Origin of the sequence: Streptomyces sp. NPDC048565, assembly GCF_040650935.1 — a bacterium.
GTDB lineage: Bacteria > Actinomycetota > Actinomycetes > Streptomycetales > Streptomycetaceae > Streptomyces.
In genome coordinates this window covers 1-18,938 of record NZ_JBEZIH010000053.1, presented here as the reverse complement: position 1 = coordinate 18,938, position 18,938 = coordinate 1, and the positions used below count along the sequence as shown (strand labels likewise).

The 18,938-nt window shown below is 65.8% G+C and carries 13 protein-coding genes and 6 pseudogenes; 9 read left to right on the top strand and 10 right to left on the bottom strand.

All coding sequences use genetic code 11. The annotated features are described in order from the left end of the window. Positions 1-94 precede the first annotated feature (94 nt). The 4 genes and pseudogenes from AB0C75_RS35600 to AB0C75_RS35585 all read right to left on the bottom strand — a co-directional run. Positions 95-214, bottom strand: a pseudogene (locus AB0C75_RS35600) (endonuclease/exonuclease/phosphatase family protein); the annotation flags it as partial. A 188-nt stretch (positions 215-402) separates the two neighbouring features. Beyond that, positions 403-786 (bottom strand): glycosyltransferase, encoded by a 384-nt coding sequence (locus tag AB0C75_RS35595; protein WP_362896635.1) that lies wholly within the window; start codon positions 784-786, stop codon positions 403-405. Further along, the gene (locus AB0C75_RS35590; protein ID WP_362896633.1) at positions 783-923 is read right to left on the bottom strand and encodes a hypothetical protein; all 141 of its coding nucleotides are present in this window, start codon (positions 921-923) and stop codon (positions 783-785) included. The genes AB0C75_RS35595 and AB0C75_RS35590 overlap by 4 nt, the downstream gene beginning before the upstream one ends. Positions 924-1,342: 419 nt before the next feature. Then, positions 1,343-4,075 carry an ABC transporter substrate-binding protein gene (locus AB0C75_RS35585; protein ID WP_362896631.1) on the bottom strand — a complete coding sequence of 911 codons (2,733 nt, stop codon included), beginning with the start codon at positions 4,073-4,075 and terminating at the stop codon, positions 1,343-1,345. 314 nt (positions 4,076-4,389) lie between these two features. On the opposite strand from AB0C75_RS35585, the pseudogene AB0C75_RS35580 reads away from it, so the two are divergent. Together AB0C75_RS35580 and AB0C75_RS35575 are read left to right on the top strand one after the other, a co-directional pair. Next, a pseudogene (locus AB0C75_RS35580) lies at positions 4,390-4,860 on the top strand (TIGR01457 family HAD-type hydrolase); the annotation flags it as partial. Between the two features lie 255 nt (positions 4,861-5,115). Beyond that, a pseudogene (locus tag AB0C75_RS35575) lies at positions 5,116-5,963 on the top strand (IS5 family transposase). Between the two features lie 738 nt (positions 5,964-6,701). Here AB0C75_RS35575 and AB0C75_RS35570 read toward each other — a convergent pair. Beyond that, positions 6,702-7,415, bottom strand: a complete 714-nt coding sequence (locus AB0C75_RS35570) for an FCD domain-containing protein (protein ID WP_362896629.1) — start codon at positions 7,413-7,415, stop codon at positions 6,702-6,704. Positions 7,416-7,534: 119 nt separating this feature from the next. Here AB0C75_RS35570 and AB0C75_RS35565 point away from each other — a divergent pair, with 119 nt between their 5' ends. Continuing rightward, the gene (locus tag AB0C75_RS35565) at positions 7,535-8,782 is read left to right on the top strand and encodes an MFS transporter (RefSeq protein ID WP_362896627.1); all 1,248 of its coding nucleotides are present in this window, start codon (positions 7,535-7,537) and stop codon (positions 8,780-8,782) included. 417 nt (positions 8,783-9,199) lie between these two features. After that, on the top strand, positions 9,200-10,507 hold the full coding sequence (locus AB0C75_RS35560) for an MFS transporter (protein WP_362896625.1): 1,308 nt from the start codon (positions 9,200-9,202) through the stop codon (positions 10,505-10,507). 45 nt (positions 10,508-10,552) lie between these two features. On the opposite strand, the pseudogene AB0C75_RS35555 reads toward AB0C75_RS35560, so the two are convergent. Further along, a pseudogene (locus AB0C75_RS35555) lies at positions 10,553-10,702 on the bottom strand (hypothetical protein); the annotation flags it as partial. Between the two features lie 50 nt (positions 10,703-10,752). Between AB0C75_RS35555 and AB0C75_RS35550 the strand changes: the two are divergent. From AB0C75_RS35550 to AB0C75_RS35540, 3 genes and pseudogenes are all read left to right on the top strand, one after another. Next, positions 10,753-10,908 (top strand): annotated as a pseudogene (locus tag AB0C75_RS35550) (site-specific integrase); the annotation flags it as partial. A 174-nt stretch (positions 10,909-11,082) separates the two neighbouring features. Continuing rightward, complete coding sequence (locus tag AB0C75_RS35545; protein WP_352242037.1) at positions 11,083-11,493, top strand: heme-binding protein; 411 nt, start codon at positions 11,083-11,085, stop codon at positions 11,491-11,493. Between the two features lie 94 nt (positions 11,494-11,587). Then, entirely contained in the window at positions 11,588-12,433 is an 846-nt protein-coding gene (locus tag AB0C75_RS35540) for an SDR family oxidoreductase (protein ID WP_362896623.1), read from the top strand. 24 nt (positions 12,434-12,457) lie between these two features. Here AB0C75_RS35540 and AB0C75_RS35535 read toward each other — a convergent pair whose 3' ends face one another. Then, positions 12,458-12,721: a hypothetical protein gene (locus AB0C75_RS35535; protein WP_362896621.1), complete on the bottom strand. Its 264-nt coding sequence runs from the start codon at positions 12,719-12,721 to the stop codon at positions 12,458-12,460. Between the two features lie 661 nt (positions 12,722-13,382). Between AB0C75_RS35535 and AB0C75_RS35530 the strand changes: the two genes are divergently transcribed. After that, positions 13,383-14,123 carry an SDR family oxidoreductase gene (locus AB0C75_RS35530; protein ID WP_362896619.1) on the top strand — a complete coding sequence of 247 codons (741 nt, stop codon included), beginning with the start codon at positions 13,383-13,385 and terminating at the stop codon, positions 14,121-14,123. Here AB0C75_RS35530 and AB0C75_RS35525 read toward each other — a convergent pair whose 3' ends face one another. Beyond that, complete coding sequence (locus tag AB0C75_RS35525; protein ID WP_362896618.1) at positions 14,124-15,305, bottom strand: mandelate racemase/muconate lactonizing enzyme family protein; 1,182 nt, start codon at positions 15,303-15,305, stop codon at positions 14,124-14,126. It lies immediately after the preceding gene. Positions 15,306-15,341: 36 nt separating this feature from the next. Further along, complete coding sequence (locus tag AB0C75_RS35520) at positions 15,342-16,700, bottom strand: MFS transporter (protein ID WP_362896616.1); 1,359 nt, start codon at positions 16,698-16,700, stop codon at positions 15,342-15,344. Positions 16,701-16,834: 134 nt separating this feature from the next. Between AB0C75_RS35520 and AB0C75_RS35515 the strand changes: the two genes are divergently transcribed. After that, positions 16,835-18,490: a GntR family transcriptional regulator gene (locus tag AB0C75_RS35515; protein ID WP_362896614.1), complete on the top strand. Its 1,656-nt coding sequence runs from the start codon at positions 16,835-16,837 to the stop codon at positions 18,488-18,490. A gap of 88 nt (positions 18,491-18,578) precedes the next feature. Here the strand turns inward: AB0C75_RS35515 and AB0C75_RS35510 are convergent. Continuing rightward, a pseudogene (locus tag AB0C75_RS35510) lies at positions 18,579-18,747 on the bottom strand (helix-turn-helix domain-containing protein); the annotation flags it as partial. Positions 18,748-18,938 lie beyond the last annotated feature (191 nt).

Sequence of the window (18,938 nt, the reverse complement as noted above, 5' to 3'; positions counted from 1 at the left end):
CCGGTATGCCCGTCACCGGGCGCCCTCCGGATGCGGGGTTCACGTCCCGGTCACCGAGCCGTCGGATCTCGGCGAGCAGGTGTGGCGCGGGTACGCTGCCCGCCACTGGCAGCGTACGGGTGTGGCCGACGGTTGCCGAACGGGCCATGACTGGTGGATCCGGCCGAGGGAGGGCGCCGGGGAAGCTGAAGGCGAAACCGCGCCGGGCCGGGTTCGTCCCAGCAGGGGGCAACGACAGCAGCCGCCGAGGAGCCGACCAGCTCGCACAGGTCTGGCTGATGAATGTGGCCGACGTAGGTGATGGTGCGGTTCAACCGGGGGCGGATATACGCCTCGAAGTACTCGCCGTCACCCATCGGCCCCGCGATCCGCAGCCCCGGCCGCTCAGCTGGGCGGCTTCGATCACCAGATGTGCATCCTTCTCCCGAACGATGCGTCCCGACCAGACCATGTCTTCCCCGCCGGGGCCGGGGTGCCAGCGATGGGTGTCGATGCCGTTGCGCACCACGGTGGCGGGGCCACCATGCTCGGGTCCCGGAGAGCTTCCTCGCTGATCCGAGGTGAACGTAGAGGCACCTCGACCACACCCAGCGCCGGGTCGGATCCGGGGACGGTGAAGACGGTGACCTCGTGGCCGTGGGCGCGCAAAGCCGTGGACAGTGTCCAGGTGTGCGCTTCGAGACCGCCGGCGGACGGATCGGCGATCGAATGCCGGGCGGAAGCGATCAGGGCGATGCGCAGCGGTGAGCCCGCGGGCTGCGGCGTGGGCCCCAGGCCGGCCGTCACAGCAGGTCCTCATAAACCGCTTCGTGCGCCTCGCCGATCCGGCGGCGTTCGGCCTGCCGCTCCACCGGGTCGGCGTGCCCGGTAGAGCGCTCCTCGTAGGCGGGAAGCAGCACCCTCCGCAGCGACGCGGTGTCCACACCCTGCCGCCCGTGTCCGTAGGTGAGGCACGGGCGTTGCTGTGCGTAGAACCCGCAGGACGGGGTGAGGACGGTGGTTCCGATGTTTGTGACACGCCTCCAGCCATCCGATGGGTACCGAGCGATAGGGCAGCACGGACACGTCAAGCTGATCAGGTAGTCCGCAGCGCGTCGTCGTCGAATCAGTCTTGAACGCTGAGCTCCAACCGCACCTTGCGGTGCATCTCCTGCAGTCCGTCGAGCGCTCCGGGCGCGTATCAGTGGCTTGCCGGGTCGTCGATGTCCGGGTGGCAGTCGACGCGGAGCACGGCGTTGAGGAGTTCCGGCAGTATGTCGGCGAGCACCCGGACCGCCGAAGCCCCGGGTGAGGGGCGCGGCCCCTCCGAGCCACCCGACCCCACAGAAGCTGCGAGAAGGTCTCAGCCATGGTCACGATTGTCCACCGGGCATTCGTACTTTTGGGGATTCTCCTCAGGCCCCCATTTCATCCCGTGCTCCTCACTGCCAAAATTCCCGCATTTCAGGACCACGGAAGGATCCTTCGCACCCTTGGCGTTGCTGCCGGACAGGGATGAATTGGGGTACCGAACGATATAGATGGCCTTATTTTTAGGGACTCGCCACTCTTCTTCGAAGGCGATAAACCCCGTGACCGCCTGATAGCCCGTGGTGAAGTTACTGGACAACGACACGGACACCGCATCCATGCGGAAGTCACCATAGCTTTTGCTGCGCGCCCTGTTGACGGCTTCCGAGAGGAGATCCACGGCATCGAAACCAAGCGCGGAGTGACTGCCCTGAGGATTCTTCCCTGCATCCTCCCAATCGTTGAAGAATTCATCGTAACCCTTGACGAACTCCTTCGCCCTGTTGGTGCCGTTACTTCCGGCCCGCGTGAGCGTGACGTGATAGAGGGAGAGGCCTTTCCGTTGCGTGCTCTCGGGGGACAAGTTGGTAACGTCATCCCCTCCCAGTACGGTCAGCTTTCCGTCACAACCCGTTTTCTGGTACTGGGTATAAAATGAGTCCAACTCGTTGGCGCGGGCGGTCCAGACGATCGGGATATTCTTGCCCTTGATCTCCTGGCACACGTTACTCGCAAGAGTTGCCGGACTGTCATCCTTTGACGGCGTGTAGTTCTCGGAAATTACTTTCCCCTTTCCGAATTCCTTAGTGAAGTCATCGGCGAGATTCTTGCTGTATTCGTCGTCCTTGTCGCTCACGACGAGCGCCTTGTCGGCCGTCTCTGTTTTCTCGGACTCGCCCTGCGGGAAGAGTGGCTCGTTCTCGAGAAACGCTTTCAGGATGCCGGCTTGCCGGGAATTAGTAGGTGCCAACTGGTAGTAGAGCTTGGATCCCTTGGTCGGATCTAGCATGCTGTCCGCGGTCGCCGAGGTGCCGACCATCGGAATGCCTTTTTCTCCGATTATTTTCATGGCATCGTACGTCTCCGAACGACTCTGCCCAAATCCGATCACGCCCACGATATTTTTCTCATCGGCCATTTTGACGACTTCCTTGGCTGCCGCCTTCGCCTCCTCGAACAACGGCCCGGTGTTGGCCAGCAGCACCTTCAGCTGTACGCCCTTTCCATTCCTTTTCACATCTTCGTTGTGCTTATGCTGGGAATAGGCCACTCCACTCAGCTCAGGCAGCGAACCTCCCAGTCCTGAATCACCCGCAGCGTTGGCGGTCATCGGGCCGAAATAGACGATGGTGCGAACCTCTGCCGCATTCTTCCCCTTCGACTTCCCGGCTTCCTTGTTGGTAGTCGCGACCTTTTCAAAAAGATACTTGAAGTTTTCAGGCATTCCTTTGAATTCCCGGGTTCCGTCACTCACCCCAAGACACGTGGAGCGATCCCGGCTTTCGAACTGACCGGAAGGACACGCACTGAAAGGAGAAAACCCCGTGAAGTGCCACCCGCCGATCAGCGTCGCACCTACCGCCGTCACCATCACGCAACGCAACGCAAGGCCCGGGACCGGCCCCCACCGGAAGAACCTGGGCGTGATCTTCCGTTGGCCCCTAGCGGTCCACTCCGCCACCTCGGCCTCGGGGCGGACCGGCACCGTCAGGGCCACCGGACCGCGCTGGGCCCGCATACCTGACCGGAGCGCCCCCTCCGCGGCCTCGAAGTCGGCCTGCGGTGCCGCCTCCAGCTCCGCCGCGAACTCCGGCTGGGCGCAACCGACCACCAGGGTCGACCTGCTGCGCAGTTCCTCCGCGGCGACCAGATACTCGGTCAGGAAGCGTTGCAGCGGGGCCCCGTCCGGGCCGCCCGGCAGAGCATCGGGCGCTTGGTGATCCACCGGCTCCGCGCCCTCGACGAGCAGGACGAAACGAGTGACGCGGCGACGGCGCCAGGGCGACAGCACCCGGTTCCGAAAAGCGTCGTCCAGATCGGAGAGCAGCGCCCGCAACAGCGCCTGATCGACCATCGCCGAGTCCGCGTTCCTGCCGCCCGGAGCGAGATCCTGCACCGAGGCGAAGAAGTTCCTCACCGGGGAACCGCGCAGCTGCCAGGCCCAGGTCGCGTACCAGTTCCGGTTGCGGGCCCGGAGCATACGACGGCCAGTGCGGTACCCGAACCAGGGCTCGGCCAGCCAGTCCGTCCACAGCTCGACCACGAACTTGACCGGCTGCAGCCACCCCGGCGTCGGCTCACGCGGTTGTTCGTGCTGCCTCGCCCAGCTGGTGCGCCGCAGATGTTCGGCGTACGCCGCCCGGCGCACCTCCCTGGCCCGCGAGGTACCCCTCTCGGCCAGCTCCTCATTGGTGACGATGTCGCGCAGCAGCCAGTAGGAAGGAAACTTCAGCTTGCCGGTGCCCGCAGGCATCGTTCTGTCGAGGTCCTCGGTGATGTCGTCATAGAGCAGAGTCGCCGGCCCCGCACCGTACGCCGGCCTCGGTTCGATCAGCGCGTGCGGCGCCAACGCGGTGTCGTCCGCCACGAGTCGCGCCCGCAGCGAGTGCAGCAGTGAGGAATTCAGGGGGGTGCGCGTGGAAGGCTGCGACTCCCCCTCCCCTGTGAGCAGCACGAGCACGGCGGCGTACTGCTGCCCGGGCGGCGCCACTACCAAGGCATCCCACGCCTCGGCAAAGCGGTCGATCGCCCTGTGCGCGGGCACGCGTGTGTATGAGGGACTCATGAGGAGATTCTCCATCCCTGGTGCGCCCCCTCACCGAGAAATGAAGATTTCGGTGCACGGCAATTCGTTACCCCCCGGGGCGTCGGGCCCGCGCCCCGGGGCCGCCGGCCCCGCCGACCGGCCGTCGGCCGGAGCGAGCCCTCCATGACCGCAACGCACCGTCCCTGGCATCGAGTTCAAAACGGCTGGCCCGCGATCTGGTTGGGCGTCCGCAGCCTGGTTCCCGTCCGGGCTGCGAGACATTCCGCGCCTGGAAGCGATCAGTGAATTTGCATGGCCACCCAGTGAGTTCTCGTCCGGCAGGAGCCGCATCCATGACAGATCAGAAGCCCATCGAATCGTGGCTCACCGACATGGACGGGGTACTGATGCACGAGGGCGTGCCGGTCCCCGGCGCCGATGCCTTCATCAAGAAGCTCCGTGATTCGGGCAAGCCGTTCCTGGTCCTGACGAACAACTCGATCTACACGGCCCGTGACCTGCACGTACGCCTCAATCGAATCGGTCTTGAGGTACCGGTCGAAAACATCTGGACGTCGGCCCTGGCCACCGCGACATGCCTGGACAACCAGCACCCCGGTGGGACCGCCTATGTGATCGGGGAGGCCGGGCTGACCACCGCCATGCACGAAGCGGGGTACGTGCTGACCGATTCCGAGCCCGATTTCGTGATTCTGGGCGAGACGCGGACTTACTCGTTCGAGGCCCTGACGAAGGCCATCCGGCTGATCAACAACGGTGCGCGTTTCATCGCCACCAACCCCGACAACACCGGTCCCTCACCCGGGGCTTCGGCGTAGTCGAGTGAGGTCCGGTTTCTGGCGGGTGGCCAGGTTGAGCGGAGCCCGACGCAGAACAGGCACGAACGTCCGCGATCATGGAGTTCTCTACGCTCTGTGATCCTGGGAAGCCCGTGCCTGCCGACGCATCATCTCTGAGAGGGCGGTTCGTGACTCTTTGAGCGCGTCTGTCGTCGCCTGATGGAGTGGGTGCGGGCGGAATCCGCTGCTCCGCACCCGGTGGTTTGTTGGGGTGGCGGGGTGAGTGAACGCAAGCCGTACCCGAGCGACTTATCGGATGAGCAGTGGTCGTTGATCGAGCCAGTGATCACGGCCTGGAAGAACCGGCACCGCTCGGTCAGCGGCCACCAGGGCGCCTATGCGATGCGGGAGATCGTGAACGCAATCCTCTATCAGGGCCGGACCGGCTGCCAGTGGGCCTACCTCCCGGACGATCTGCCGCCGAAGAGTGCGACGTACTACTACTTCGCTGCTTGGCGGGGCGACGGGACTGACAGGTCATTCATGAACTCCTGCGCTGCCAGGTCCGTGAGCGTGCCCGCCGATTAGAGGACCCGACCCTGGTGGTTCTGGACACCCAGAGTGTCCGTGTGGCTGTCGGGGTCCCTGTCTCCACGACCTGCCGGGACGCCGGGAAACGGGTTCCGGGCCGCAAGCGGGGACTGGCCGTGGACGTGCTCGGCCTGGTCATCGCCGTCATTGTCGTCGCCGCGAGCACACACGACAACGCCGCGGGCATCGCCCTGCTCGACCAGGTCGCCGAGAACGCCGGGGGCACCGTTCGCAAGGCTCTTGTCGACCAGGGCTTCAAGAGCCGGGTCGCCGCCCACGGCGCCCTCCTGGGCATCGACGTCGAGACTGTCGAACGCAATCCGCAGGAGACGGGGTTCGTCCCGCAGCCCAAGCGGTGGAGGGTCGAGCAAACCTACGGGATCCTGATACTGCACCGGCGCCTGGTCCGCGACTACGAGCACTGTCCGGCTTCCTCCGCGTCCCGCGTCTACTGGGCGATGACCCATGTCATGATCCGCCGGCTCACCGGCGCGAACCCTCCCACCTGGCGCGATCCGCAGGCTGTGGCTGCGTGAACGTCCAGCCCCTGCTCGACGCGCTCGGCATCCAGGAGGACGCCGCCCGGGCTCACCGGTGCGGTCCAGGAGACGGAACCGGGCCCAGAACTCCGCCTCGGCACGCGGCCAGTACCGGGCGCCGGCCTCCGCCGCCCAGGTGGCACCGTCCGCTTTCGCGTCCCTGACATAGGCGGACCAAGCGCGTTGCGGCGTCGTGCTCTCCGCGCGAGCGGAGGTGAACCGTCGGCGCACTTCTCCCGCATGGCACTGGCCTTGTGCTTCGCGCGAGCGGAGGCGAACATGCGGCTGAGGAACGCGTGGTCGTCGGGAGCATAGCGCCGTCGCGTGGCGCGGGCTCCCAGAAAGCGCCGTCGACTGCGGCCACATGCTGAGCAACGTCACGCTCTGCTGACTGGCCGGCAAGCCGACTCCTCCGCCTGCCTTTACAAGGAGTCGGCCCGCACCTGGAGTGAGGTGGAAGTGTCACGTGTCCCCACCGGCTTTGCCGTCTCCCCCACGACATCACCCTGCCGCTACAGGCCTCGTCCGAGGAACTCGACCACATCGTGCCCTGGGCGGAGATGAACCGCGGAGGCCACTTCGCGGCGATTGGAGAACATCCTTGATGGGCAGAGCCACTTTCTGCCTTTCAGGCCACCTGCCGGATAGCCCACCCCATGAGCCTTCCACTGCTGGCCGCGCGCAGGTAGAGCTCGCGAGGTCGGTAGTCGGCGGGCTTCTGGTGCCGACAGCACATCACCTGCTCACACCTGGAATGTCGGCGTCATTCCGCTGGCTCTCGGCTACCAGGGGAGCAAGATGCGCCCGTGCCAGCCGCTGGGCGCGCTCGCTGTCGCGCTCGCGGACCGCTTCGAGGATCGCTTCGTGCTCGTCGACGAAGGAACCGAACTCTTCGGGCGCGGTCGTCTCCCGGACAGACCGCTCTGCGCCATCGTGGATAGCCTCGTAGAAGTGCATGAGGATGGTATTGCCCGCCGCTGCCACGATCGCCCGGTGGAAGCGTGTGGACAACATCGTCAGCCCTTCGACATCCTGGCGAGCGAGGGCCTCGCGTGACGTCGCGACGATTTCTTCCAGCACAGCGACGTCACTGGCGCCGGCTCGGCCGGCTGCCAGCGCGGTAGCCTCACTTTCGATGGCAAGTCGGACTTCCAGGACGGTGGTGAGGTCCTCACCTCCCAAGTACCTGCGCAGCACGGCATCCAGCTCGGTGGTGGCGCGCACGAAGGTGCCGCTACCTTGGATCGTCTCCAGTACGTCGACGTGTACCAGCGCTTGGACTGCCTGCCGAAAGGTGATCCGGCTGACTCCGTACTCGGCAGACAGTTCTGTCTCCGTGGGCAGTTTCGAGCCCACAGGCCATCTGCCAGTCTGAATGTTCCCCTGCAGGATGCTGATCAGCCGGCCCACCAGAGCCGAGCGCCGCTGAGCCTCGGTGTCTTGCCTCATGGCCCACATCCTCTGTCAGACCCGCGTCCTTGAGTTGCAGGTCAGCCTTGCCCGGTCAAAATTGGGTTGCCCTTTAGTGTAACCTCGCCGCGGTTAGGGCAGCTCTTTGGAGGTCTCTGGTGGCGGCAACGTTGCTGTTCAAGCGCCCCGCCCTCGTGGGATGCCTCATCACAATGACGGCGATCGGCGCGCTGACGGCGGCGTACGGCCCGTCGATTCCCGCATTCAAGGAACAGCAAGGCGTCAACGACACAGCCGCTGGGGCTGGGCTCGCCATGCAGGCGATCGGCGCCGTCGTCGGTGTTCTCTGCAGCCAGCCCCTGTTGCGCCGCCGTGGCAACAGAGCCGCGGTCGGCGTTTCGGTCGTCCTGGTTGGCGTGGGCGCGACAGTCGTTGCTTGTGCGCCCACATGGTCGCTGACCCTGCTCGGTGCAGTCATCACCGGACTCGGACTCGGCGGGTGCGATGTGCTGATCACACAACTGCTGATCGTCGGTACAGGAAGCAGGGGACCGGCCATGGTCAATATTGCTCACGCCTGCTTCGGCGTGGGCACAGCGGCCGCTCCCGCCCTGATCGCGGCCGTTGGAGTCGCCCAGTATCGTATTCTTTTCGCGGTCATTGCCCTTATGGCCCTGGTGGCGGCGACCACTGTCAAAGGACTGGCGCCTTCGCCTACACCGCATGAACTGGCCCCCCATGCCCGGGATGACAAGCACGGCATCTCACGGCACCGAGCGATCGGCGTGGCGGTGACGTTCGGTTTCCTTGCTCTCTATGTGACGCATTTCGGGGTTCAGTCCGGCATTGGAAACTGGGAACCCACGGTCCTCCTGGACAGGGGATATACGTCGTCCGGCGCGGCGTTGGCTACGTCTGGCTTTTGGTTGGCCATGGTGCTCGGTCGCTTCGTGGCAGCAGCCCTGAGCAGGCGGATGAGCCTGGCCACCCTCGTCGTCGTAAGCTGTATCGGCATGACGGGTTCGGGCGCCGTCGCCCTGCACAGTTCCACGACCGCGTGGGCCTATCTGTTTGTTGGATTTTTTATCGGGCCTATCTTCCCCAACGGTCTCACCTGGATGGTGAATACCGGGTTTGCGCACGGCAATCGGTTCGCCTATGTCGTTGCTGTCTCCATGGTCGGTATGGCCTTGGCGCCGGTCGGACTGGGGGCTGTCATCGCCGAGCGCGGAACCGGGGCCCTGCCGGCCTCAGTCCTGGCCATCTCGGCTCTCACGCTCGCTGCGAGTCTCCTCGTAGTCTTGGTGACGCGAGCTGGTCGAGACCGTCACGACGGCCAGGGCTCGCTTCCTCCGACGGATGTTCCTTCCGGCCTGTCCAGGCCACAGCTGCGTGTCCCGCGCTGACACAAAACGGCGCCTCGCGGTTGGTGAATTCCGGCTGCCTGTTTCTGTGAGGATCGGGGCCCGGGCTCGGGGGGCAGTCCTGCCGGTACGGAACCACCTCGCCGGTACTGGGCCGTGCACCCCTGTGGGCAGTACCGCTGTAGATGTGCACCTACAAGAGTGCCCGCTTCTCAGGGCCCCCTCCCTGTGTCCGTCCCGACATCACCGCAGATTGACCCGTTTCCCCCTCCCGGGTAGGTTCAAAGTGTGCGGCTTCTTGCAGCTTGACGGATACCCGAAGGCATCCCCCACGCCGGGACCCGCAACCGTAGGCGTTAACGTCAATCAACGCGTCACACCTTTCTGCCCAGCACGACACGGCAGGGGGCGGCGCGTCGATATACGAGGACCGTTGCCTGCCGGGAATCGGAGTCTCCGGTGGCCGACAGTGCTCACCAGCCCACCGCGAAGACTGAGGGCCCCGAGTCCGCACCCCCCGACCCCGCCCAGCGCCGCAGACGCTTCACCGTCGACACCACGCCGCTGCGGATCAAGCCCTTCCGCCGCCTGTGGTCCTCCACTGTCGTCACCGCGATCGGCAGCCAGCTCACCGCAGTCGCCGTCCCGCTCCAGATCTACGACGACACGGGATCCTCCGCCCTCGTCGGCGTCGCCGGAGCCGTGGCACTCGTGCCGCTCATCGTCTTCGCACTGTGGGGCGGCGCCATCGCCGACCTGCGTGACCGCCGCACGCTGCTGCTTTTCAGCAACGCCGGCATCGCCGTCACCTCGCTCCTCTTCTGGGTGCAGGCCGCGCTCGGGATGCAGTCCGTCACGGTGCTCTTCGTCCTGCTCGCCTTCCAGCAGGCCCTCTTCGGCATCAACTCCCCGACCCGCACCGCCTCTGTTGCCCGCCTCGTCCCCAAGGCGCAACTCCCCGCCGCGACCGCGCTCACCACCACCGTCGCGCAGTTCGGCCAGATCCTCGGCCCGCTGCTCGCAGGGTCACTCGCCCCCCTGCTCGGCATCTCGACGCTCTACCTCATCGACACGCTCGCGCTCGTCATCACGCTGCGGGCGGTGTGGAAGCTGCCGCCGCTGCCGCCGCTCAAGGTCACCGCGCGCCGCACCACGCTCACGGACATCTTCGACGGCTTCCGCTACCTATGGCCGCGCAAGCTCCTCCTCGTCTCCTTCCTCGCCGACATCGCCGCGATGGTGCTCGGGATGCCCCGCGCCCTCTTTCCCGAGATGGCGCACTCCTACTTCGGAGGCGACGCCGCGCTCGGCATGCTCTACGCAGCGCTACCCGTCGGCGCACTGCTCTGCGGCATCTTTTCGGGGCTCTACTCTCACATCCGCAGGCACGGCATGATGGTCGTTCTCTCGATTGCCGGGTGGGGCCTCGCCGTCGCGGGTCTCGGCCTCGCGCACTCGCTGTGGCTCGCGGCCCTCATGCTCGCGCTCGCGGGAGCCGCCGACATGATCTCGATGGTGTTCCGCGGTGTCATCCTCCAGTCCGAGGCCACGGACGAGATGCGCGGCCGGATGCAGGGCGTCTTCACCGTCGTCGTCGCGGGCGGCCCGCGCCTCGCCGACCTCCTGCACGGCACCGTGGGCGAGGTGGCGGGCGCACGCTCGGCCACGTTCGGCGGGGGATTGCTCGTGGTCGTCGCCGTCGCGGTCCTCGCCCTCGCCGTACCCGCATTCTGGCGGTACATACCGGATCCCATGAGACCCGAATGACCCACGACCCGGAGTTCCCCCAGCCGTTCCTGTGAAGGAACTCCTTTACGTGACTCCTCCCCCCTTTGAAAGACGGGGCTTCTCGCTATGCCGTGTTGGCGTTGCGATGGCCCAGCCCGGCCCGTAGAACGTTGAGTGCCCGACGACGTCGGCATGAGCCTGGTGGCCGCAGTCGACGCAGTGGAACTTCTCCTGTGTGGGCCGGTTCTCCTTCGCGGTGTGCCCCCATTCGGGACACGTGCGCCCTCACCTACCTCGGAGAACATGGCGCTTCCCTGCTGATGCTGATGGCGAAGTCCCGGCACAAGAAGCCGGAAAACGTCCGCCGCTACCTCAAGCCGTCCCCCGAGGCGATCTCGGAGCTGACCAGCCTGCTCGCGCCCGGCGACGCGCAGCGCTGAGTCACCTGTCTGGGCGTAACGCGCGAACCAGGCTCGGAGGCAGCTTCGTCCACGGAGACGGTGTTGTGCCAGACAAGGAATTGCCGGTGCCCTACGGATCTGTTCGAGTGCCGAGGAGAACGGGGTGGTTGCGCTGAAAGGCGTCCTGACGTTTGAGGATCTACCGTCTCTTTTATGCGCAGCACACACACTGTGGGTCTCAGCGATGCCCGCCGGATCATCGACGCGGGCATCGCCGAGGCGGACCGTATCGGCTCTCCCAGCAACATCGCCGTCGCGGACGCGGGCGGCAGTCTGGTCGCTCACGTGCGGATGGACGGAGCCCAGCTCGGCAGCATCGAGCATTCCATCGACAAGGCGCACACCAGCGTTCTGTTCCGGTCGGCCACCGGCGATCTGACCCGGGACTCCGAGCCCGGCGGGCAGTTCTGGGGCATGGCCCTGTCCGGGCTGGGCCGGGTGCTGGTCTTCGCGGGCGGAGTGCCGCTCAGAGTCGACGGGGAAGTGGTGGGCGCGGTCGGGGTCAGTGGCGGCTCGCGGGAACAGGACACCACCGTGGCAGAGGCCGCAGCCGCAGCCTTGTAGACAAGCGAACCGCGGATACGGCGGCGGGGGCAGGGGCGTCCGAGGATCGGTGTCTGGAACAGGCCGGACACCAGCAGAGGAAGGCTCAACCACCATGGCGGGACCGATTCTCATCACTGGAGCGGGCAGCGGCTTCGGCAAGGAGGTCGCGCTGCGGCTCGCGGCGGCCGGGCACCAGGTGATTGCGGGCGTGGAGATCATCGCGCAGGTAACCGCGGTCCGTGCCGAGGCGAGGGAGCGGGGCGTCGAACTGCGAGTCGAGAAACTCGACGTCACCGACCCCGGCGACCGCGAGAACGCCTGGACCTGGGACGTCGAGGTCCTCCTCAACAACGCAGGCGTCTCCGAAGGCGGCGCCACCGCCGACATCACCGAGGAACGGCTACGCCGCCAGTTCGAGGTCAATGTCTTCGGGCCCGTCCTGCTCACCCAGGGCATCGCCCGTCAGATGGCCGCCCGCCGCAGTGGGCGCATCGTCTTCATGTCCTCGGTCGCCGGACTCACGGTCGACCCGTTCACCGGTGCCTACGCCGGATCGAAGCACGCGGTGGAGGCGTTCGCCGACGCGCTGGACCAGGAGCTGGCCGAGTTCGGCGTCACGGTCGCCACGATCAACCCCGGGCCCTTCCTCACCGGCTTCAACGACACGATGTTCGAGACGTGGAAGGAATGGCGCGACGACCCCGCCGACCGCCTCTACGACTACGCTGAACTGGCCTTCCCACACGAGCAGTACGACCCCGAACCGGTCTACGAGCGCACGGTACGGGTCCTGCTCGGTGAGGAACGGCGCTACCGCAACCTGCTGCCCGAAGAGATGGAGCCGCAGGCCCGCCAACAGGTTGACGCCCTGTGGGACCGGCAGCTCAACGACGGCAGCCGCCCCGCCCTCGTGCAGAAGGCGTACGACATCAGTCCGGGCACGCCGGTCCAGGACTGACTCCCCGCAGCCCCGAGCAGCCCGTCAACTATCCCAGCGGGTCAGGTAGGTGTCGATGTCGAGGCTGGTCACCTGGCCCGTGGGGCCGACGGGCTCGGCGAGCAGGCCGGCGGAGTAGCCGGAGCGGGTGCAGAACTCCACGACGTTCATGCCCACCTCGACGCCCGGCGTAGACAGTTCGCGGTGGATGGCGGCCGGGTTCGAGCGGTGTGGGGTGGCGCCGCGGCCTTCGTGGTGGGTGTAGTGGCGCTCGGGGACGGTCTCGGTGGCCAGGGCGACGGCGGACATCAGCTCACGCCTTCAAGGGGTACGGGTACGCACATTCGGTCAACTGTTCCGGGCGGGTGAAGGACACGGCGCCCGGCGGAGCCGGTCAGATGGTCAGTGCGGTGTGGGTGGTGCCAGCCCGCTTCGGTGTACTCGCCGAGGGGGCCGTAGCCGGGCACTTCGGCCCAGGCGTGGTACTCGACCGGCGGCGGGGAGAACCGCGCCCCCGGGCGCCAGTTCAGGCGACGCCCCAGCAGGGGGCGGCCAGGACCACGCCGAGGGAGGTCTCCAGGCAGGCGGCGCGGGCGGGCCACAGGTGGCCGGTGTGCCGGGCCGGCGCTCAACCAGGATGGGCGCGCGATGTGGCGTGAGAGCGGCTGCGGCGAGTGGAAAGCCACCGCGGCCGAGATCGGCCAGGATCTGGATGCGCTAGAGGTGCCGTACGAGATCGTTATGGCTTGCCGCTTCCCCTGGCCGATGTGCACACTCACCTACCCCGCACCCTCGGACAAGGCTCAGTCAGCCGACCTCCGGCGCTGGCCAGTCCGCTGACTGGGGGTATCCATGATGTTTGTGGAGTGACCCGAAACTTGTGTTACCCGATGCCCGAAATGTCCACCTAGGCTCGTTCTTTGTAGGTGATCAAGTCGGTCACCAGCAAGGATGTGAGGGAGTGCGGAGCATGACTGAGAACACGTTGCGGGACAGGGTCGCCGTCGTCGGCGGTGGCGAGAAGAACCTGGGCGGGCTGGTCAGTAGGACGTTCGCGGAGGCCGGGGCAAAGGTGGTCGTGCATTACCACAGCTCCGAGAGCGACGCAGAGCAGACGGTGAAGGCGATCCAGGAGTCCGGAGGGCAGGCCGCTTCCGTCCAGGGGGACCTGACGAAGGTCGCCGACGTACGGCGGCTCTTCGACACGGCGGTGGACACCTACGGCGGCGCCGACATCGCGGTGAACACCACTGGGATGGTGCTGCGCAAGCCGATCCTGGAGACCACCGAGGAAGAGTACGACCGCATGTTCGGCATCAATGCCAAGGCGGCGTACTTCTTCATCCAGGAGGCCGGACGCCGGCTGAACGACCACGGCAAGATCATCAGCCTGGGCACGTCGCTGCTGGCCGCCTTCACCGACGGCTACTCCACCTACGCGGGTGGCAAGGCACCTCTGGAGCACTTCACCCGGGCGGCGGCCAAGGAGTTCGCGGACCGCGGCATCTCGGTGAACACTGTGGCTCCGGGCCCGATGGACACGCCGTTCTTCCACCCGCAGGAGACTCCGGAGCGGGTGGAGTTCCACAAGTCGCAGGCGATGGGCAACCAGCTCACCCACATCGAGGACATCGTCCCGGTCATCAGCCCGTGCGCTGCGGCAGGTACGGGAACATACCAGTCAGGTGCTTGTTCGCGTAGCGCAGTTTGATCACGCTTGTGATGCCTCGACCGTGTCCGCAAGGAACCTGGACACAATCGCGTCGTCAAGATCAACTCCGATGCCGGAGCCGTCTGGAATCACCAGTTGTCCGGCGCGGATGTGGCGCTCCAGCGGTTCCGTGAGGATCTCGTGGTAGCCGGGGACAGTGTGCAGGTAGGGGAAGGTTTCGACCGAATGCAGATTGGCCACAGTCGCGGCGGCTTGGAGTGTGTGTGCCGTGGCGATCCCTGACGCGCAGTTGTGGGGGGAGATGCGTACGGAGTGCGAGAGCGCGAGGGCAGCGACGGACTGGAAGACTCCGTGCCCCCCGACCAGACAGATGTCCGGCTGAAGGATGTGTATCGCGCCGCTGGAGAGAGCGCGGTCAAATGGCTGGAGACCGTAGTACCGTTCGCCGGCGGCCAACAGCACCGGTGAGCCACGACCGATCCAGTCCAGACTGCCGTCGTCGGCCGGGTTGAACGGTTCCTCGACGAACTCGACGTCGAGGCCGGCGAGCTCATGCAGCACTGTGGGAGTGACGTCGCGCGGCAAGGAGCCGCTGAGATCGGCCATGATCCGGGTGTCCGCACCGACCGCCTGGCGCAGACGTCGGACGCGCTCGACGGATCTGCGCAGCAGCGTCTGGTCGAAGGCATCCGGGCCCGGGTGCCGCAACCGCTGCTTCTCGTCCTGCCAGGCCATCGGGTAGAGCTTGAGTGCCTCGTGCCCATCATCCACGGCGCGGCACGCCGCCTTCATCTGCGCGTCGTCGTCGGCGTGACCGAAATACCAGCCGTTGGCGTACACGGGAACCGTGTCGCGCACCTTGCCGCCCAGCAACTCGTAGAGCGGCACACCGAGGCTGCGTGCGGTTGCGTCTTGGAGAGCCTGATCGAGGGCGCTGATCGCACCGCTCATCAGTGCGCCGGCACGTTTGGCCCAGAAGGTGCCGTACGTCAGGTCCGTGAGAATCCGATGCCGATCAGCCAATGACCGACCGACGACGAAGTCGCGGGCCAGCTCGGCGAGCAGGTGTGGCATTGTCTGCGCCCCGGCTCCGTAGGAGACCCCGCAGTCCCCGAGCCCCACCGTTCCCGCATCCGTCCTAATGCGTACGATCGTCGGACGCAGTGAAGGGTTTGCGATGTGGAAGATCTCGACAGAACGAATGCGCTCTGTGTGGTTCATGTGAACCGATCCTTTCGCGAATAAGGTCTGCAGTGGTCAACGGCGAATCTGGGGGCCCGAGCGCAGGCTCGCCTCGGCCAGGGACAACGACTTCGTTTCTGGGGCAAGCCAGACGGTCACCACCAGGCCCACCGCCGTGATTCCGGCTCCGAGCAGCAGTGTCGCGGTCATGCCGAGTGCTTCAGTGGTCATGGGCAGCACGAACGTGCTGGCCGTAGCGCCAAGACGGCTCATTGCCGTCGCGAAGCCGGAGCCGGTGGCGCGCAGGTCCGTGGGGAACAGTTCGGAGGGATACACGAACTGCAGACCGCTGCCCGCGGCCTCCGAGCACTGGTAGAGAACGAACAACGCCACGATCACGAGCGCAAAACTGTGCGGCACCAGCGCCACGGCCGTCAGCGCAAACGTTCCACAGATGAATGCGCTTACCAGCAGGCCGCGGCGCCCGACGCGATTGATGAGGGCCATGCCTGCCACAACGCCGACGACCGCGAGGATGGTGATGAATGTCGAGGCCGAGTACGTATCCCCGATTCCCAGCTCATTCAGCATTTGCGGCTGAAAAGTACGCAGCGAGTAGGCAGGTGCGACCTGGCAGATCCAGAAGACTGAGCAGAAGAGAAGCTGAATGCCGTATCCGCGCCGGAAAATAGCGATCAGATTACCGAGGCCCGTTCCTCGCTTTATGTACTTGCTGTCTATCTGGGCGGCCACCTCTTCGGCGCTGGCTTCCCGGCCGAAGTACTTCACGAAGATCTTTTGCGCCTCGTCGATCCTTCCCTTCGAGGCCAGCCAGAACGGCGACTCGGGCAAACCGGTGCGCAGGAGGAGAAAGACAGCTGCTGGAACGGCAGCGCTCACCAGCATCCAGCGCCAGGCCTCCGAGCCGCCGTCACGCAGCGCCCATCCGATGACATAGGCCGCGGCATAGCCGACCCACCATCCCAGGACCAAGCCCGAAAGCGCGGGACCGCGCAACTTCCGCGGGACCAGTTCCGCGGTCAGCGCCGAGGCGATTGGATAGTCGGCGCCGATGGCAATACCGAGTACGAGACGCAGGCCGATCAACTGCCAGCCCTCATCGACCCAGATCTGTGCGACCGATGCCACCACGAACACGACCAGGTTGAGCACGAACATCACCCTGCGCCCGACCCGGTCCGTCAGCGGCCCGAAAAGCAGGCCACCGACGAACACGCCCAGTAGCGCCGAAGCGGCAACCAGTCCGGTTTCGGTTCCGCTCAGCTCTAGTTGCGAGGTGATTTGTGGCAGCGCAAGGGCGATGATTCCGAGCAGGTAGCCGTCGCAGAACGGGCCACCCATTGCGACGGCGACGGTGCGCTTGTGTATCGCGCGGACGGGCGCTTCATCGAGCGCGGACGCTGGTGCGGTCATGGCTGCTTCTCGTCTCATACGTCGGAGAGATGTGAGGCGATGAGCATGCGAACCACACACCGTGTTGGCAACCGCTCTGTGTGCTGACGTCGCCGAGTTTGGATTCTGAGTCAAAAATTCTGTACCTTGCGGTCGTGAAGACCCGCAAACTGACTCTGACCGCTTCGGAGCGCGACAGACTGCAAACCGTGGCGCGGAGCGGCCGCTCGACGCAGGCGGTCGCTCTTCGCGCCAGGATCGTGCTCGCGTGCGCCGAGGAACCCGGGGCCGACGCTGTGGCCGATAACCTCGGCATCTCCCCGATGGCCGTGAAGAGGTGGAGGTCGCGGTACCGGTCTGCCGGTTTGGAAGGTCTGCGGGATTTGCCGCGCGCAGGCCGGCCGCCCACGGCAACAGGTTGTGGATCTCGCGATGCGGTTCTGCGGCAGCTCCTGGAAGAACCGCCGGAACGTGCACAACGCTGGACGTCGCGTTCATTGGCCACGGCCGTTGGTGTTAGCCAGTCCAGTGCTAGCAGGATCGTTCGTTCTCTGCGGCCTCCAACGAGCGTGACTGAGTGGTTTCCGGGGCGCCGGAAGACGGCGGTCGGAGCGCTTCTGACACCTGAGGTCCAGGCCGTCGCCATCGCCCTCGGGCGCGCGGTTCCCGTCGAGCACGGCACTGGGCCCGAGACTGCGCTCGCTTTGGCCGCTGCCGTTGCTCTCGCTCCCTGTGAAGAGTCCCGCGCCGACAACGACATCGACCTCGTTCGTCGGTTCCTCACCGAGCTCGATCGGGGGCTCCCTGCCGGGACCGAGGTGCATGTTGTCCTCAACGACGCTCGGCTCCAGCAGGAAGCGGGTACGGCACGCTGGTCGCGTGAGCAACCCCGGTACCACGTGCACTCCGTCGCGTCGGACCACTGGACGCAACAGGCCGCCGGCCTGCTGGGGGGTGCTGCGCTCACCTTCGAGTTCCGCGAAGTTCTCCGCTCGTGGACCCGCGCTCCAGAAGTACCTGTCCTCTGGCTTCCGTACCGCAAGCATGTGGACACTTTGATTTATGACTCAGGCGACGAGCGCTTCATCGGCTCTCCCTCGGGCCTGTCTTATGCGCGGCGAGACGGTTCCCCGCTGGTGAACGGAATTGTCCACGCGTTGCGTGAACAGATTTCGACAGGCCAGTTCACGCCCGGCGATCGGATCCGGGAAGCGCCCCTGGCCAGGAGGCTCGGAGTCTCGCGAGCGCCGGTTCGCGATGCCCTGCGTCTCCTCGCCGAGGACGGCCTTGTGGAGATCAGTCCGAATCGCGGGGCTACCATCTCTACCGTGACCTCAGAGCGCGTGATGGAGGTCTACGCTGCCCGAGCGGCGCTCGGCGGGGTGCTCCTGCGCAGACTGGCGTCGTTGGACGCAGTGGCGCTGCGACCTGTCGCGGAAGTCATGCTCACGGTCCAGCGGGCCGCACGAAACCGCTGCGAGGCCGATGTCGGGGAAGCCGACCTGCGCTTTCAGGACGAGATCGCCCACGCCGCCGGGATGGGGAACTCGTCGTTGTTCTTCGTGCGGCTGACCATGCAGTTGCGCATGTTCATTTCCGTGCTGAAGCTTGACTACGGCGCCATCCCCGAGCGAATCGAGCGGGGCGATCGCGCGATCTTTCACGCCCTGGTGAACCGGGACGGTGACGCCGCGGTCCGCGCTTGGCGCACTAAGCTGGACATCGCTGTCCGCTACATGGCAGCCCAACTGCCTACCGAACGATTCGACGCCGGGACATGGTTGACAATTTCCGGATTGAAAGATCTCTGACGCCGTCAACCTGAGCAACTTCCGAACCGGCCCGTGTCACGGACCCGGGGTCTGTCACAAGACGGTGTCACTGCTCAGCAGACGGGGACGGTCTCCCACCCCACCGAGTGTTGAGGCATGCGAGCCCGATCTCGTTGAAGCGGCGGACCACGTCGCGGACGGTGCCCTCGTCCGTCTGGACCAGTCGCGCGATTACCGGCCTTGTTGCTGTCCCCGCGCACCAGTTGCTGAACCTTCTGCCCCTCTTGCTCAGCCAGCCCTCACCGCTGGTTCCTTTCCCCTCACTGCTTGTAGGGACGTCGTCACTTCCAATTACACGATGAGCAACCCGGTGAGCGTTGCCGGTCACAGCACTAGGCACTGTTTCTCGGATCATGTTCTGAGCCAGATGACGAGTGCTGCGAGCGTGACGGTGCCGAGGTAGATGTAGGCGCGTTTCTCGTAGCGG

Bases quoted from the DNA above. Each gene is read 5' to 3' on its own strand.
- AB0C75_RS35585 (WP_362896631.1), bottom strand. From the start codon at position 4,075: ATGAGTCCCTCATACACACGCGTGCCCGCGCACAGGGCGATCGACCGC.
- AB0C75_RS35570 (WP_362896629.1), bottom strand. From the start codon at position 7,415: ATGAGGCAAGACACCGAGGCTCAGCGGCGCTCGGCTCTGGTGGGCCGG.
- AB0C75_RS35545 (WP_352242037.1), top strand. From the start codon at position 11,083: ATGCGCAGCACACACACTGTGGGTCTCAGCGATGCCCGCCGGATCATC.
- AB0C75_RS35540 (WP_362896623.1), top strand. From the start codon at position 11,588: ATGGCGGGACCGATTCTCATCACTGGAGCGGGCAGCGGCTTCGGCAAG.
- AB0C75_RS35535 (WP_362896621.1), bottom strand. From the start codon at position 12,721: ATGTCCGCCGTCGCCCTGGCCACCGAGACCGTCCCCGAGCGCCACTAC.
- AB0C75_RS35530 (WP_362896619.1), top strand. From the start codon at position 13,383: ATGACTGAGAACACGTTGCGGGACAGGGTCGCCGTCGTCGGCGGTGGC.
- AB0C75_RS35525 (WP_362896618.1), bottom strand. From the start codon at position 15,305: ATGAACCACACAGAGCGCATTCGTTCTGTCGAGATCTTCCACATCGCA.
- AB0C75_RS35520 (WP_362896616.1), bottom strand. From the start codon at position 16,700: ATGACCGCACCAGCGTCCGCGCTCGATGAAGCGCCCGTCCGCGCGATA.